Source organism: Vibrio sp. L5-1 (assembly GCF_021728315.1).
GTDB classification, from domain to species: domain Bacteria; phylum Pseudomonadota; class Gammaproteobacteria; order Enterobacterales; family Vibrionaceae; genus Vibrio; species Vibrio splendidus_K.
The window spans coordinates 891,212-907,457 of record NZ_JAKKCQ010000002.1; the positions used below are offsets into that span (position 1 = coordinate 891,212).

The window sequence follows — 16,246 nt, forward strand, 5'->3', positions numbered from 1 at the left end:
AACCACACAAAACTGTGTGGTCGGAATGTATATAAAGCAATTAACTTAACGCCAATTGAAATAATCAGTTTCCTGATTAGGAGAAAGTAAAGTCAGCCTTCAAAAGGAAGTGTCGTCTTGCTCAACATGCTAGCCACGAATGACTAACTAGACGACAAGGTGTACTATAGCTTGTTCGAGGCCTTAGATTTTGAAGTAGATCAATTTTAATGTGATTTTACGGTTTCCTGCCGATCGTTAGCCCTAAAAACGAAACAGAATATAAAAACGAAGCACAACGTATAGAGGACAGCTATACGCAGAGCAATTATGGAGGCTCGTGTGTCAATAATAAAAATGTTTGGAAAGAAAACAGCCAAGCGTCCGGTCAACTCTGATATGGACAAACAAAGAAAATATGAAGCACTCGTGCGTGCCTATCATCGTGACCTCTTTCGCTACGCCTATTGGCTATGTAAAGACAAGAGCATTGCCGAAGATTTAGTACAAGAGACTTGCCTTCGTGCATGGAAGTCACTCGATAGCCTTCAAGATGAAAAAGCCGCTAAATCTTGGCTGATTACCATCTTGCGACGCGAGAATGCTCGACGTTTTGAACGCAAACAGTTTGATCTGGTTGATATCGACGATCATGGTAATGATGCTAGTGTCAGCGATGACCCGCACCATCAACATTTGTGGTTGCAAGCTCAGATCATGAAACTTGAAGTCGATTACCGTGAACCACTCTTCCTACAAGTGATTGGTGGATTTAGTGGTGAAGAGATTGCAGATATCCTCAATCTCAACAAAAACACAGTAATGACACGTTTATTCAGAGCTCGAAATCAGTTGAAAGAGATGCTGGATACAGAAGAGGCAGAGAGGGGGCAACATAATGGATGATTTAGAATTTCGTCGTCGTGTTTTGTCGGAACCTAAACAACGAACACCAGATATTATCGATGCTGTAGCAAGTAGTGAAGCCAATAGTCACTTCTTAGACGATGTACTATCGCTTGATAAGCAGATCCATTCAGCAATGAATGTTGATGTGCCAGACGATCTTGCTGATCGCATTCTGTTCAATCAAACATCGAGCGAAGAAAGTAAAGTCGTAAGACCTACGTTTGCTCGACGAGCAATGGCGATGGCCGCTTCAGTTGCGTTCGTTGCAGGCTTATTGGTCGGACAGGTTAATTGGGGAAACGCACTGGTTGCTCCAGCTCAAGCAAGTTTGGTCGATACCGCGATGAAACATGTTGTTGATGAGAAAAGTTTTGTTAGTTCAATCGACGAACAAGTTACATCACAACAGATCAACGCAAAAATGAATCCATTTGCTTACCAGTTTGATGAAGCCTTCCCTTATCATGTGTATTACCTAAACCATTGCGGTTTTGGTAAGTCCAACGCAATGCACATGGTTTTTCAAGGCGAAAAAGGCAAGGTCACTCTGTTTTTAACTGGAATTCCGACTGACAAGTCTATCGACTTTGATGAAAAAGGCATGTCAGGCTCAGTAACACCGATCGATGGCAGCAGTTTGATCCTTGTCGGCGAAGATGGCGAGGATGTCTCTAAAATCGCCGAAAAGCTAACCAAAATGATTAAACCGATGAGCTAATTCGCTCTCAAAGCCCCGTCACAAAAGGCCCAGCAAGTATATCACTGATATTGCTGGGCTTTATTTATCAATAAACCGTAAAATCATTCACCACACCAATACCTCTAGAGTTAAAACTCTAAAAAACAGCATTTCACACCATTTCCGTGCCAGATAGGCGTCATTTCCATAATTTTACCCTCAAAATTTCCAATGGTCGGATTTGTATATCGTATACTTGCGAATAGGATCAGCCACCATTGAGCAATTGCTCAAATTAATCGCCCTGTAGAGGCGGATATATAAAGGAATAAATGAATGACTACCAACAACACGCGTCTGTTTAAAAAGTCTCTTTTAGCAGTAACAATTACACTGGCGTCTTCGCAAGCGATGGCAGCAGGTTTCCAACTTAACGCACAATCAGCAACCGGCATCGGCCGTGCTTTCGCTGGTGATGCCGTAATCGCAGATAACGCGTCAGTAATGGCACGTAACCCTGCAGCAATGGCACTATTTGATAAAACTGAGCTATCTCTTGGTTTTGAAAGCATCACTTCAATGATTGAAGTAAGCGACGTTAATTATGCTGGTGGTATTCCAGTAGGCGATACAGATGATGTAGGTGATACGTCAATCGCTCCGAACATTCACCTTATCGTTCCAGTAAATGATAAGTTTGCTTGGGGTGTGAACGCTTACTCAAACTTCGGTACTAAAACAGAATTTGATGACAGCTACCCTGCGGCTGAATACGGCGGCTTAACGGATGTTAAGAGCATCAACTTTGGTCTTGCTGGTTCATACCGCCTAAACTCTCAATGGAGCTTTGGTGCTGGCTTAGATCTTATCTACGGCCAAGGTACAATGAAACGTACAGCTGGCGCAGGTTTTGGCCCTGGAGCTCCATCAATGGGGATCCCACCGGCAGGAACTCCTTTATTAAACGTCGACGAGGCTGATGGTTGGGCAGTAGGCTTTAACGTTGGTACTGTTTACGAATTGGATGAGAATAACCGCTTTGGTTTGTCTTACCGCTACAGCCCTGAAATCACGGCTAAAGATGATAAAGGTCAAGAGATCACTCTTCCTCTACCGGACATTGCTGAATTCTCTGGTTACCACAAAATCGAAGACACCAAATTTGCTATACACTACTCTGTACAGTGGATCGGTTGGGGTGACTTCGACCAAATCGAATTCGAAAACTTATCTCAAGGCGCTATCCAAGGTACTTACAATAAAGAGTACCAATGGCAAGATGGCTGGCACTATGCAATTGGTGGTACTTACTACCTAAACGACACCTGGACTCTTCGTACTGGTTACATGTATGACACAAGCGCACAAGACGAGCTGACTTCAATCTCTGTACCTGATTCTGATCGTCAGTGGTTATCTGCTGGTTTCACTTACCACATCGATACAGCATCTAATGTAGACTTTGGCTTTACATACCTACTAGGTGATGACGTAGATGTTAAGGAAACCTCTTCAGGAACTCCGCTTACAGCAACTACACATGCTGATGCAATCCTACTAGGTCTGCAGTACAGCCGTAGCTTCTAATATAATCGAAGTTAACAATCCCAAAGGGTCGCATTACGCGACCCTTTTTTATTGCATAACCCACTGACCAACATCAATTTAAGCTTACAGCTGTAGCCTGCAGAGGCAAAATATGCCTACAAGTGTACGCTCAAACTTCGCAACACAGCCGAAACATTTAGATTATTTCTCTAATAATTAAACACATTTACTCATTTAATCCCTAAAACACTGTTTTATTCGAATTTCATTTTTAAAGTAATAACTCTAAACGTAGAATCACGACACTAAATACTTATGATTCAGCGAACATAATAATGAAAATGAATAAGACTCTTCTATCTGCTGCAGTGGCAGTTGGACTACTTTCGACTTCTACCGTCACTCACGCGGCAGGTTTTCAACTAGCAGAATACTCAGCAACAGGTCTTGGCCGTGCGTACGCTGGTGAAGCTGCAATGGCTGACGGTGCAGACGCACAGTGGCGTAACCCTGCAATGCTGACTTACCTAGAAGGTACTCAAGTTTCTGTTGGTGGTATCTATGTTGATCCAAACATTGATATCGACGGTACTTCTACCTCTATGATGGGTAAGTCTACTTCATCGAACTCTAGCGATTTCGCTCATAGCGCAGTGATCCCAAACTTTTATGTTTCTCATAAGTACAACGAAAAATTTGCGTTGGGCTTTGCTGCTGGCACTAACTACGGCATGGAAACAGACCTAGGCAAAGACTTTGGCGGTGCGAACCATGGTAACGAGGCAAGTGTTACCACAATGGAGCTAAACTTAAACGCGGCATACCAAGTACTTGAGAGTGTATCTGTTGGTGGTGGTGTTCGTTACATCATGGCTGAAGGCAGCTTTGGCGCAGCATCTACCGCGAATTCACTTGTTCCATTACCAACAGGGACTGCTTTAAAGTACATGGAAGGTGATGACACTGCATGGGGTTGGCAGTTAGGTACTGCGTGGCAAATCAATGAAAACAACCGCCTTGGTTTTACCTACAAATCAGAAGTTGACCTTACACTGGAAGGCCACGCAAAAGGTGTAGGTTTTGATGCCGTAGCCGGCGCTATAGGTACTCCGGTTAAGTCTCAATACAATGGTTCAATGCAACTAGCATTGCCGGCTACTGCCGAACTAGCGAGCTTTCATCAATTAACTGAGAAAGTTGCAATACATGCGAGTGTAAACTGGACGAATTGGAGCAGCTTTAAAGAGTTAGTTGCCGATATCCCTGAGTTTGGACCTGCTAGTTCGCAAGATATAAAAGAAGAAAATTGGGAAGACAACTACCGCTTTGCGATTGGTACAACTTACCAAATGACACCTAAGTTAGCTTTACGTTCTGGTATCGCATACGACACATCAGCAGTAAGCGAAGAGCACCGCACTGCAACTATTCCTGAAACAGACCGTACTTGGTTAAGTATTGGTGCAGGCTACCAATGGTCTGAGCAACTAACTCTAGACGCAGGTTTCACTTACATTTTAGCGAAAGACGCAAAAATGCTTGAAGACGATGCAGCATCAGCACCATTTGGTGGCGACTTCGAAGGTGAAGTGACAGGTAGCATCTGGTTAGTGGGTATCCAAGCTAACTACCGCTTCTAATCTATTTACTGAATCAAAGTAATAAACATTAAAAAGGCTCGATGTTCTTATCAACATCGAGCCTTTCTTTTATCTGATATTCAAAACCTTATATCTAGTAATCTTCTAGATATCCGTCAATGAAATCTTCTTCTTCAAGATCGACTTCTTCCGGTTCGATTTCGGCTTTAAAGTCACGACGTTGAATGTAAACTTCACGAGTCAGAGCATATGGATCTGGCGAGTCATCCAACAGAGCTTCTTGAGAAACTAACTGAGCACGAGTTTCCATGCCTTCGAACGCCCACTTTCCGAGGCTCGCCCAGAAGCTAATTAATGACAAAGGTACATACAGACTATCCACTTGCTCCGTCACTTCACGAGTCGTAATAGGACCATAACCCGGCACCATAAAGTACGGCCCATTCCCTACCCCATAGTGACCAATCGCATCAGAAAACGACTTGTCGTCATATTTGGTGATACCCGCTTCACTGGCAATATCGATTAGGCCCAACAAGCCAAAGGTTGAGTTAATCCAAAAACGGTTGAAATGGTCGAGTGCTTTCTCGCCATTACCCATGAATAAGTTGTTCACCATGCTTGCAGGTTCATCTAAATTGGCTAAAAAATTTGAGATACCAGAGCGAACTGGAACAGGGGTGTAGCCAACATAAGCGAGTGAAACAGGACGAACTAAATAAGGATCAAGATATTCGTAGTTGATATCCCACATCGCTCGGTTGAACCCTTCGAAAGGGTCATTCGGGTGGGACTCTTCGACGTATTCAGAGGTTTCGAGGTTATTATCGTTCGTGCTTTCATCTGGCGCGCTAGAACAGCCCACCGTTAAGCTTGCGATAAAAAGTAAACTCGAGAGTCTTAAAACACTGACAGACATATCACCTTTTCCATAAGGAACTCATATAATAAAAAAAGGCCAGCAATCGCTGGCCTCAATTGGTTGCGTAAGTCTATACCGTTTGTTGCAAAATCGGAATAGCTAACACCTATGCAAAATGATGATTAATATTGCTTATTTATATTAATGGTCACTGGAGCACCCAGTTCAACCACTTCACTTTCACCGTACCAATCACCATCGCGAGTTGAAACGTTACCATCTGTATCAAGCCTAGCTCTAACCATCAGAGTTTCAAGGCTAGACAACTTAGATCCTTCCATCATGCTGTTACCATCATCGAGAACAACAGTGCGTGGGAAAGAACCCAATGGGTAACGGGCTGCAGCGACCGGCATTGGTGAGCCATCAGCTCTATGTACTGAAACAACCAACACAGACTTAGGATCAGCATTAACATCGCCAGACAGCTCAAGCGTTACTGCAACACTCTTACCTTGGTCAACCCCCATGGTGTCACCCATTTTCTTCTGAGCACTTTCAATACTGCGTGACAACATCTCGTAGCGGCTATCTTGTGGACCAATCATCTGTTGCATGATGCTCCAGTACTTCACAGCACCCGGGTAATCTTGACGTTCAAAAGAATCAAACGCTAGCAGTGAGAACACTCGAAGGTCGACATAATCGTTTTGGATCAAACGGCTCAAAATCAAACGCGCTTGGTTTTGATCGGCTTCATCAGGTGAAAGCATCAGTGCTTGAGCAAAACCTAACTGAACATCTTCATTCTTAGGCTCAAGTTTGTAAGCTCTTTCCATAGAATCTTTCGCTGTTTCTGCGTCTCGGTTTGCTAATGCAATACGGCCAAGCAGTAGCCAACCGGTTGAATCTTTTGGTTGATAGTGAAGACGAGTACGAAGCGCTAGAGTCAAATCTTCAAGTTCATCATCGGTAAGCGTTCCACCTTCTGATGACATTAACTTTTTAGACAACTCAGGAAGGTTCGAACTCACTTCTTGCCAGTGTTGAACTTTGTCTAATGCACCAAACTGGAAGTACATACCATAAGTCACAACCAGAACCAGAATCACTGACGGTACAACGACACCCAGCGTAGATATTTGAGTTCTCTTGATTTTTTCTTGCGTTGGAACGTCATCAAGTAGCGACTGTTTTAAGTCAGCGATCAGTTCTTGCTCGTTATCAACAAGGCCTTCTTCAGCTTCTACTTCTAATTCAACTAAGCGATCTTTATAGAAGGCTTTATTCAACTCATCGCGAAGCACGTCATCGTTGTTTTCTTTCTTATTCAAGAAAGGCAGAACAATCAATAAAACTGCGGCTAGCGAAAGGACAATTGTAGAAATCCAAAATAGAGTCATTACTGTTTATCTCCGTCGTTCTCTTCGTCGAGTAACGCTTTTAAACGTGCTTCTTTGTCTGCATCCCAGTCTTTATTGGACTCTACTGCTTTTGATTTTGACTTTCTGCTTCGTAAAACAATCAAACCAAAACCTAATACAACAACCGAAAACGGACCAACCCATAGGATCGATGTCGCCAAGGTCAGTGGCGGGTTGTACGTTACAAAGTTACCGTAACGAGCAATCATATAATCAATAATTTCTTGCTCAGACTTGCCTTCTTTTGTCATCTCATACACTTTTTGACGCAAGTCGACCGCAAGTTCCGCGTTCGAATCACCAATCGTATTGTTCTGACATTTTGGGCAACGAAGCGTATTGCTCAAATCTTTAAATTGCTGCTCTTGATCGACCGTATCAAACTCATGAAATTCGATAGGCGCCGCCGTTACCGACGCAGAGATAGCGAACGTGGCGAACATTGCTACAAGTGTTTGTTTAATCATTTCGCCTCCTCCAATAACTCTTGGTACATCGGCTGAAGCGTCGATGCCCAGTTAGTCGGGTTCACGTCACCAACATGGCGGTAACGAACCACACCGTTAGCATCAATTAGGAAGGTCTCAGGAGCGCCATATACGCCAAGGTCAAGACCTAACATACCGTTACCATCGAACAAGCTGATTAAGTACGGGTTGCCCAGTTCTTTTAACCAACCAACCGCTTTATTGCGATCATCTTTGTAGTTAAGGCCAATAATCTTAACGCCTTGATCCGCTAACTTATTCAGGTAAGAGTGCTCTGCATAACAAGTAGGACACCAAGTCGCCCACACATTAAGAAGCAGCGGCTCACCTTTAAAGATAGCTTGATCATGAAACTTACCCGGCTGTTCCAAATCCTCTAGGCCAAACTCAGGAACCTGCTTACCAATCAATACGGATTCAAGTTTAGTCGGGTCATCACCCGACTGGTTACGCATCAATTGAGTTGCAAAGATTCCAGCTAGAACCATGAACGCAATCAATGGAATGAATAAAATCTTCTTGTTCATTCGAATTAAGCCTCCTGCTCTTGAGCCGACTTTTTCGTTGGCTTACGGAAACGGTAACGACGGTCACTGATAGCAATCACACCACCAATCGACATGATCAAAGAACCCGCCCAGATCCAACGTACAAATGGTTTGTAGTAAATACGTACAGCCCAAGATTTGTTGTCGTCTAAACGCTCACCCATTGCGATATAAAGGTCGCGCGTTACGCCACGATCAATCGCAGCTTCAGTCATCATAGACTTAGCTGTGGTGTAGAAACGTTTTTCAGCGTGAAGCGTGTTGATGTATTTGCCTTCTTTGGTAATTTCAAAGTCAGCGATGTAACCATCGTAGTTAGGGCCATCTTTGTCACGAACCCCTGTAAACAGGAAGCTGTATTCTTCAAGTTGGTAGCTTTCGCCTGGCGCTAAACGCACATCACGTTCGATGCTGTAGTTTTGCACCATCGCGATACCAATCACTGTCACAGCCAAGCCTATGTGACCACACATCATCGCCCAGTGGCTACGAGGTAGTTTAGTCAGGCCTTTCAGGAATGTATGACGGTGTGTCGCACGCTCATGAAGCTCAAAGCCATGCATGAAGATGATCCAAAACGCCATTACCCAACCAGCAAAAGCTGTGCCGCTGAAACGGTCAGCCAGCATCGTCACCATTAGCACACTTAAGCCCAATGAGAATGCACCCGAGATCAGCATAGGTTTAACGAGCTTAGATAGGTTGTCACGTTTCCAACGGATCAGAGGACCGATACCAAGTAAGAACGAGAACGGGATCATTAACCAGAAGAACAACATATCAAAGAATGGTGCACCGATTGAAACCGAGCCCAGCCCTAATTGCTTATGAACAAGTGGTAACAACGTACCCACTAGCACAACCACTAACGCAGCAATCAATAAGATATTGTTGCCGAGTAGTGCGTTTTCACGAGAAACCAAATCAAAGTTACCACGGACACGAACCGATGCGCCTTTAACAGCAAACAACAGCAGTGAACCACCGATAACGAACACTAGGAAACCTAGAATAAACATACCACGAGCAGGATCTGACGCGAATGCGTGAACCGATACCAAGATGCCCGAACGAACTAAGAATGTACCTAGTAAGCTTAAAGAGAATGCAGAGATAGCCAGCAATACTGTCCAGGCTTTAAATGTGCCACGCTTTTCTGTTACCGCAAGCGAGTGCATCAGCGCTGTACCAGCCAACCAAGGCATGAATGAAGCGTTTTCTACTGGATCCCAGAACCACCAGCCACCCCAGCCAAGTTCGTAGTAAGCCCACCATGAACCAAGTGCGATACCTACCGTTAGGAATAACCAAGCAGCGATTGTCCAAGGACGAGACCAACGAGCCCAAGCCGTATCTAGACGACCGCTCATTAGAGAAGCAATAGCGAAAGAGAACGCAACCGAGAAACCTACATAACCCATGTAAAGCATAGGCGGGTGAATAATCAAACCTGGGTCTTGCAGTAATGGATTCAAGTCACGGCCATCGACAGGAAAGTAAGGCAGTGTACGTAAGAACGGGTTAGACGTTACGATAATGAACAGCAAGAAGCCGACAGTAATCAAGCCCATGATAGCCAGTACGCGAGCCACAGACTCTTGAGGCATACCACGGCTAAACGTCGCTACTGCAACCGTCCAACCCGCTTGGATAAGAACCCAAAGCAGTAATGAACCTTCATGAGCACCCCAAACCGCTGTGATTCGGTAGTACCAAGGAAGTTGGCTATTCGAGTTACTTGCTACGTATTGAACCGTAAAATCATTGGTGTAGAACGCGTAGCACAAGATAAAAAACGAAATCGCTAGGAATCCGAACATACCCCATGATAGCGGTCGTGCACTATTCATTAATAATGTGTTATTTCGAGCTGCCCCATACAGCGGGAGCACACTCAATAGCAATCCCAGCCCTAAGGACAGGATCATGGCAAAGTGGCCGATCTCGGCTATCATTGAGCACTTCCTTCTTTTTGTTCTGTCGAGTACTGCATTGGCTCATGGGTTTTCTTCATTGCTTCAGCAACTTCAGAAGGCATGTACTCTTCATCGTGTTTCGCTAAGACTTCGAAAGCTTCAATTGTTGTCGCATCTTTCAGAACGCCTTGAGCAACAATACCTTGCCCTTCACGGAAAAGATCAGGAAGAATGCCATCGTATAAAATCGTTACTTTAGGACCAACATCTTTCAAGTCAAAGCTTACACGTAGTGATTCGTTGTCACGGCTTACAGAACCGACTACAACCATGCCACCAATACGCAGACGTTGACCTACCTCAGGTTTTTTGCCGTCTTTGCCGTTAACAAGCTCAGTTGGCGTGTAGAACAGATCCATGTTCTGGTTAAGCGCATAAACCATTAATCCAACAGTTGCACTGATACCAAAAAAGATCGCTAAGACAATGCCCAGCCTCTTTTTACGTCTTGGGTTCATAGAGTGTTCTCCATATTTTTTGCTGCATCGATACGAGCTTGACGATCAATCTTAGCTTGTACTTCATTTAGTAATTGCTTACCACGACGAACGCTTAAGACCAGTAAAATGATCATCGCGAGGAATGTGATTCCAAATGCACTCCATACATATGAGGCGTAGCCACCCATGGCAAAGAAATCACTCAGAGATTCAAAATACATAATTACCTACCCTACTACGCTTTATCAGCCGCGAGTTTACGAACCCACGGACGGTGACTTTCTTTACTGATGATTTCGTTTCTAAAACGAACCATAGTCACAGCACCAAAGAAAAAGGCGAAGCCGAAGATGTTGAGAAGAAGCGGCCATAGCATGTCACTTGAAATAGAAGGCTGATCGAACTTAGTAATCGTCGCGCCTTGGTGAAGTGTATTCCACCACTCTACTGAAAAGTGAATAATAGGTAGGTTGATGACACCAACGATCGCCAAAATACCTGCTGCTTTCGCTGCGGTTTTTTGGTCGTCAAACGCGTGGTGTAGTGCAATCACACCCAAGTATAGGAATAGAAGAATCAGCTCTGAGGTCAAACGCGCATCCCAAACCCACCAAGCACCCCACATTGGTTTACCCCAAACAGCACCGGTTAGCAGCGCTATGAAGGTAAATACAGCACCAATAGGCGCCATAGCCAATGCAGCCATGTCTGATAATCTCACCTGCCATACCAAGCCGATGAATGCCGCAATTGCCATCGACATGTATACACCCATCGACCAAATTGCAGACGGAACATGGATATAGATGATACGGAAGCTATCGCCCTGTTGGTAATCAGAAGGCGCAAATGCAAGCCCCCACACAGTACCGGCGGATAGACACAATAGCGCTAGGATAGAGAACCATGGCAGAAGTTTACCAGCAAGCTGATAAGAGGTTTCTGCTTTGGCATAGGGATGGAGCCATTTCCACATGTTGTAATCTCACTCTTACTTCATATTGCTTACAGCTATTACAGCTATAATTATTATAATTTATTTGGCTTACTGTCTCTTTCAGTGACTCTATGAGTTTAAAAGCTTCAATTAGTTCACTCTGAACAAACAAAGTGGAAGTGAACGCTTAGTTAACTAGTTTTAATCAGATAATTAACTAGTTAACACTCACTCTCAGCGCTGCGCTTATGGCAAATGGGGTGAGCGTCATTGCGCCCATTAGCATAGCCCCTAACACAGCTAATTGTCCGTTATACGCAACGCCTAGTGCTGCCGCATCAATCGCTGATGTAGCAAATATAAGAATTGGGATATACAACGGCAAAATAAGCAGACTTAACAGCACACCGCCTTTTTGTAATCCAACCGTTAAAGCGACACCAATCGCACCAATAAAGCTTAATGCAGGCGTACCAACCAATAACGTTAAGACCACCGATAACCAAGTATCGAAATCTAAGGACAGCAGTACCGCTAACAACGGACTGATCAATATTAATGGTAACCCTGTCAATAACCAGTGCGCTATGACCTTGGACAATACTACCAACTGCAACGGGATGGGCATCAGCATCATCTGCTCAAGGGCGCCATCTTGGAAATCATCTCGGAATAATCGTTCGAGAGAGAGTAATGCAGAAAGTAAAGCAGCAACCCAAACAATGCCCGCTGCGATACGCGCAAGTAGGTTTGGCTCAGGGCCGATACTCAATGGGAAAAGGGTGATGACAATGATAAAAAACCACAGAGGGTTAAAGATATCGGCTTGGCGACGAAATGCGATCAACAGCTCACGTCGAATGATCGTTGTCATTGAAGAAATCATATTACTCACCCAACTTTATTTTTCTTAGTTTCGGGCTATCAGCAAACATATCTTGGTGTGTGGTTAATAACACAATGCCACCGTTGTCTGCATGCTGAGAAAAAAGAGACTCAAGAACTTTAACGCCCTGCTTATCAATGGCAGTCAGCGGTTCATCTAGAATCCACAACATTTGCTTACTTAGCCACAGACGAGCTAATGCTACACGGCGCTGTTGACCCGCCGAAAGTTGACCTGCAGGCACGTCTTCTCGTCCAGCAAGGCCGACTTGAGCCAATGCATTGTAAAGTTCTTCCTTACTCGTTCCACTGCTGTGAATCGATTGATAGAAGCTCAGGTTCTCATAGGCACTAAGCTCGCGTTTTACGCCAGTTTGGTGACCCAGAAAAAGCAAATTTTGGTGATACACATCTCGACTCGTTTCAATGGACTCACCATCCCAAGAGATAGTACCTTCATCACGATCACCTAAGCCGGTGATAATCCTAAGGAGTGTCGTTTTCCCAGTACCGTTACGACCTTCAACTTGAACCAGCTCACCGGGTTTCAATTGAAAAGACAACGATTCAAATAGAACCCTGTCGTCACGAATAGCAGTTAAATTTGAGACTTCAAGCATAGGTAAATTTAGTCGAGTAATGAAAGGGCTATAGTAGCACACCAATATGGTGACAAAACAGGACTAGGCGTTTTCGATAGAACAAACTCCGTAAGAAACTGTTACCACCGCATCACAATTTACACATTTTCATCAACAAACAAGATACTGCCTTAGATACAAGCACTTATAAACATCGTTCTATATAGAGCTGTCAGGCATAAAAAAAGAAGCCGAAGCTTCTTTTAAGAGGAGTGCACGATAAACATCAATTACTCAACACGCAGCGAGCGCTCAATTTAACGACGTCGAGTTGGGTCTCTGCGCTTATGAGATGCATCTGGTTGTTCATCGTACGATGAAGGGTTACTTCTTAGCGAAGGGATTTTTTCCTTACCCGCGAGCTTATTCTGCAGAGACATCATCAGCTCAGCTTCAGCTTTAGGTAATTCACACTCTTCGATCAGTTCGTTTATCCCTGCACCAAGCTGAACCATCTTCGTTGCACGCGTGTACAAGCGCCCATCGGTATCAACATGTTCCAGCTCTACAATGCGTTCATTCAAGTGCTTGATTAGATCTTGCTGTTCCGTCACTTTCTGACCAAGGCCAACCACGACAGAGCGAACCTCAAGCAATTGCTTGCTCGATTTTTGAAGCTCTTTGTCCAAGTTACGAACTTGCAGGCGTGACTGATCGAGCTGCTTTTGAATCGCACGTTTTACTTTGCTAATCAAAATCACGATGAATAATGTAAAAACCCCGACTCCGGCAATCAGAGCAACAGGGCTTAAAGGAAGCGCTTCAAACATTACAGGTGAGCCATCTCATCCCATTCGTCTTCGCTTAATAGTTTGTTTAGATCTACCAAGATAAGCAGCTTGCCATCACGATTACTAACACCTTGGATGAACTTAGCACTTTCGTCAGTACCAACACTTGGAGTTGTGTCGATTTCAGAAGAACGTAAGTAAACCACTTCAGCAACGCTGTCTACTAGAATGCCAATGACTTGACGCTCAGATTCAATAACGATGATACGAGTGTTGTCTGTGATTTCACCTTGCATCAAACCAAAGCGAGAACGAGTGTCGATAACAGTAACAACGTTACCACGCAGGTTAATAATACCTAGAACGTAATCTGGAGCACCCGGTACTGGAGCAATTTCACTGTAGCGAAGTACTTCACGTACCTGCATAACATTAATGCCGTAAGTTTCTTCTTCTAGCTGGAATGTCACCCATTGAAGTACTTCATCATTGGTTGGGTCTTTTCTTACTTCAATTTCACTCATATGAGACATATTTAATCCTCTTGCCGTCGTTACCGACCACTATTATTAACTTGATGCGTTTATTGTTAGCCTAATGCTTATTACTAGCTTAATGCTTTTACATCTAGCCCTGCGTTTAGCATGGCGATCAATGCTTCAACATGAATCAAAGCACACATTTTTTCTTTTACCATACCAGCGAGCCATGGGCGTTTACCTGCCATTTCTCGCCAACGAACTTTATCGGTGTTAAGAAGCTCGGTACCTTTAAGTTCAGTACCCGCAAGCCCCCATAAGCTTTCGCCAAGCATCACTATATATTGATAGTTTTCTTTGTATTCATCATTCGTTAGTTTCTCAGGCATCACCCACTTTGCGGTGTCGACCACATCTAACTGACTCTCTCGGTTTGTTTGCAAACCTAAATACCAAGCAGGCTTACCAATCAAATGGCTTAGCTCTTCAAGGCGATGAATACCACCAAGCTCATCAAGAGGAACAGCAAATGTTACCCCGTTGACATCAAAATACAGTACCTGAAAATCTTCTGTTCGAGCCGTAGTTTCCCAAGATGTAAACCGTTCAATACCGCCAGATTGAGTTTCAACCTCAACCTCAACCTCGGGTTCACTGATAGATTCAATTTCTGACTCTTCAGTGTGAGTTCCGTCTTGCAGAGCTTCAACGTGCGACTCTTCAGCTATTGGTGACTCTTCCGCTATTGGAGACTCGGCTTGCTGCTCAATTGGTCGTTCAACAGGTCGATCAACAACCATTGACGAATCTGACTCTGGGAGGTTCCAGTCTTGAATCTCAGACTCTACAGAAAGCTGAACGGATTCCACCGCAGCATCAAACATTTGCATGTCTGCTTGCTGAGCGATTTTCTGCGTGTTCTGATCCATTAATTCATCAAGATTCAGTTCATCAACCACGTTCGTCGCTTCTAAGCGGCTCAGTAATTTTTGAACGTCTTCCAGATTGGGCACTTCAAATTCAGCTTCTCGCAACTCGGCATAGGTCGAGTAACTCGAATATTTGGGCTCTGGCTCTGGCTCTGGCTCTGGCTCTGGCTCTGGCTCTGGCTCTGGCTCTGGCTCTGGCTCTGGCTCTGGCTCTGGCTCTGGCTCTGGCTCTGGCTCTGGCTCTGGCTCTGGCTCTGGCTCTGCAGATGATGACTCATCGCTGGTCTCGTCAACAAAAAATTCGTCAGAATCCAGCATTTCATCACCTAACAGCGCAGTAAAGTAATCATCAAGTGCTTGTTCACTTGATAAACTTGATCGCGCCATTGTTGATTCTTTATTCGCGCTCATTTATCGCCAGCCTTTCGAGATAAATAAGCAGCTGTTTGTAAGCAAATACACCACGACTACCCGATGCAAAATGAGATGCTGGTAAGCGCTTTAGGCTAGCATCTCGAAACTTAGTGTCTATCGGCACAGCGGAGGTCCAAACTTGATTTGGATAATCTTCTTTTAGCTGAGTTAATGTTTGCAGTGATGCTTTAGTTCGCTTGTCGTACATCGTAGGGACAATCGTCACCTTAAACGGTGTTTTGCGAGACTTCTGCATGATAGCCAAAGTGCGAATCATGCGCTCTAAGCCCTTCATTGCCAAAAACTCAGTCTGTACCGGAATCAAAATACGGTCACTGGCAGCCAATGCGTTGACCATCATCACGCCCAAAATCGGCGGACAATCGATAAGCACATAGTCATAGTCGTCTTTCAAAGCGGCCAAAGCACGCTTCAAGATCAACCCCATACCGCTTCGATTTCCCATCACACGGTCTAATGTTGCCAAAGACATGTGCGCGGGAATAATATCGATACCTTCGACTTCCGTTTGTAAAATCAAAGGTCTTACTGTCGGCGCGTTAAACTCACGCAACTGAAATAGATCAAACAGACTCGATTCCACCGTATCTGAGTCGTAACCCAGATAGGTGGTTAGTGATGCATGCGGGTCAGTATCAACCAACAGAACACGGTGCCCCTTCAACGCAAGTAAACCTGCCAAGGTCACGGTCGAGGTCGTTTTACCAACACCACCTTTTTGGTTTGCAACACTCCAAACAATCATTTCGATTTAC

At 44.4% G+C, this 16,246-nt stretch carries 18 protein-coding genes; 4 read left to right on the forward strand and 14 right to left on the reverse strand.

Features of this window, described 5'->3' with window-relative positions:
* Window positions 1-336: 336 nt before the first annotated feature.
* From L3V35_RS10770 to L3V35_RS10785, 4 genes are all read left to right on the forward strand, one after another.
* Window positions 337-885: a sigma-70 family RNA polymerase sigma factor gene (locus L3V35_RS10770; protein WP_065206809.1), complete on the forward strand. Its 549-nt coding sequence runs from the start codon at window positions 337-339 to the stop codon at window positions 883-885.
* On the forward strand, window positions 878-1,606 hold the full coding sequence (locus tag L3V35_RS10775; RefSeq protein ID WP_145565706.1) for a DUF3379 domain-containing protein: 729 nt from the start codon (window positions 878-880) through the stop codon (window positions 1,604-1,606). Before L3V35_RS10770 ends, L3V35_RS10775 begins: the two co-directional genes overlap by 8 nt.
* Before the next feature lie 297 nt (window positions 1,607-1,903).
* Window positions 1,904-3,154: an outer membrane protein transport protein gene (locus L3V35_RS10780; RefSeq protein ID WP_237299648.1), complete on the forward strand. Its 1,251-nt coding sequence runs from the start codon at window positions 1,904-1,906 to the stop codon at window positions 3,152-3,154.
* A gap of 296 nt (window positions 3,155-3,450) precedes the next feature.
* Window positions 3,451-4,755 (forward strand): outer membrane protein transport protein, encoded by a 1,305-nt coding sequence (locus L3V35_RS10785; RefSeq protein ID WP_114633115.1) that lies wholly within the window; start codon window positions 3,451-3,453, stop codon window positions 4,753-4,755.
* A 94-nt stretch (window positions 4,756-4,849) separates the two neighbouring features.
* Here L3V35_RS10785 and L3V35_RS10790 read toward each other — a convergent pair whose 3' ends face one another.
* The 14 genes from L3V35_RS10790 to L3V35_RS10855 form a co-directional block, all read right to left on the reverse strand.
* Window positions 4,850-5,635, reverse strand: coding sequence for an MlaA family lipoprotein (locus tag L3V35_RS10790; protein WP_054548168.1), 786 nt, complete (start codon window positions 5,633-5,635; stop codon window positions 4,850-4,852).
* Between the two features lie 125 nt (window positions 5,636-5,760).
* Window positions 5,761-6,981, reverse strand: coding sequence for a c-type cytochrome biogenesis protein CcmI (ccmI, locus tag L3V35_RS10795; protein WP_114633113.1), 1,221 nt, complete (start codon window positions 6,979-6,981; stop codon window positions 5,761-5,763).
* Entirely contained in the window at window positions 6,981-7,469 is a 489-nt protein-coding gene (locus L3V35_RS10800) for a cytochrome c-type biogenesis protein (protein WP_102447220.1), read from the reverse strand. The genes ccmI and L3V35_RS10800 overlap by 1 nt, the downstream gene beginning before the upstream one ends.
* Window positions 7,466-8,017 carry a DsbE family thiol:disulfide interchange protein gene (locus tag L3V35_RS10805; protein ID WP_004736035.1) on the reverse strand — a complete coding sequence of 184 codons (552 nt, stop codon included), beginning with the start codon at window positions 8,015-8,017 and terminating at the stop codon, window positions 7,466-7,468. Before L3V35_RS10805 ends, L3V35_RS10800 begins: the two co-directional genes overlap by 4 nt.
* 5 nt (window positions 8,018-8,022) lie before the next feature.
* Window positions 8,023-9,993 carry a heme lyase CcmF/NrfE family subunit gene (locus L3V35_RS10810; protein WP_237299650.1) on the reverse strand — a complete coding sequence of 657 codons (1,971 nt, stop codon included), beginning with the start codon at window positions 9,991-9,993 and terminating at the stop codon, window positions 8,023-8,025.
* Window positions 9,990-10,472 (reverse strand): cytochrome c maturation protein CcmE, encoded by a 483-nt coding sequence (gene ccmE / locus L3V35_RS10815; RefSeq protein ID WP_017076805.1) that lies wholly within the window; start codon window positions 10,470-10,472, stop codon window positions 9,990-9,992. The genes L3V35_RS10810 and ccmE overlap by 4 nt, the downstream gene beginning before the upstream one ends.
* Window positions 10,469-10,675 (reverse strand): heme exporter protein CcmD, encoded by a 207-nt coding sequence (gene ccmD, locus L3V35_RS10820; RefSeq protein ID WP_004736230.1) that lies wholly within the window; start codon window positions 10,673-10,675, stop codon window positions 10,469-10,471. The genes ccmE and ccmD overlap by 4 nt, the downstream gene beginning before the upstream one ends.
* A gap of 14 nt (window positions 10,676-10,689) precedes the next feature.
* Window positions 10,690-11,430 carry a heme ABC transporter permease gene (locus L3V35_RS10825; RefSeq protein WP_054548164.1) on the reverse strand — a complete coding sequence of 247 codons (741 nt, stop codon included), beginning with the start codon at window positions 11,428-11,430 and terminating at the stop codon, window positions 10,690-10,692.
* A 178-nt stretch (window positions 11,431-11,608) separates the two neighbouring features.
* Window positions 11,609-12,277, reverse strand: coding sequence for a heme exporter protein CcmB (gene ccmB, locus L3V35_RS10830; RefSeq protein ID WP_004736228.1), 669 nt, complete (start codon window positions 12,275-12,277; stop codon window positions 11,609-11,611).
* 1 nt (window position 12,278) lies between these two features.
* The gene (gene ccmA / locus L3V35_RS10835; protein WP_012603450.1) at window positions 12,279-12,896 is read right to left on the reverse strand and encodes a cytochrome c biogenesis heme-transporting ATPase CcmA; all 618 of its coding nucleotides are present in this window, start codon (window positions 12,894-12,896) and stop codon (window positions 12,279-12,281) included.
* Window positions 12,897-13,174: 278 nt separating this feature from the next.
* Window positions 13,175-13,687 carry a DUF2802 domain-containing protein gene (locus L3V35_RS10840; protein ID WP_017090989.1) on the reverse strand — a complete coding sequence of 171 codons (513 nt, stop codon included), beginning with the start codon at window positions 13,685-13,687 and terminating at the stop codon, window positions 13,175-13,177.
* Window positions 13,687-14,181: a chemotaxis protein CheW gene (locus tag L3V35_RS10845; RefSeq protein WP_004736225.1), complete on the reverse strand. Its 495-nt coding sequence runs from the start codon at window positions 14,179-14,181 to the stop codon at window positions 13,687-13,689. The genes L3V35_RS10840 and L3V35_RS10845 overlap by 1 nt, the downstream gene beginning before the upstream one ends.
* A gap of 74 nt (window positions 14,182-14,255) precedes the next feature.
* Window positions 14,256-15,467, reverse strand: coding sequence for a chemotaxis protein CheW (locus L3V35_RS10850; RefSeq protein ID WP_237299651.1), 1,212 nt, complete (start codon window positions 15,465-15,467; stop codon window positions 14,256-14,258).
* On the reverse strand, window positions 15,454-16,236 hold the full coding sequence (locus L3V35_RS10855; protein ID WP_017076808.1) for a ParA family protein: 783 nt from the start codon (window positions 16,234-16,236) through the stop codon (window positions 15,454-15,456). Before L3V35_RS10855 ends, L3V35_RS10850 begins: the two co-directional genes overlap by 14 nt.
* Window positions 16,237-16,246 lie beyond the last annotated feature (10 nt).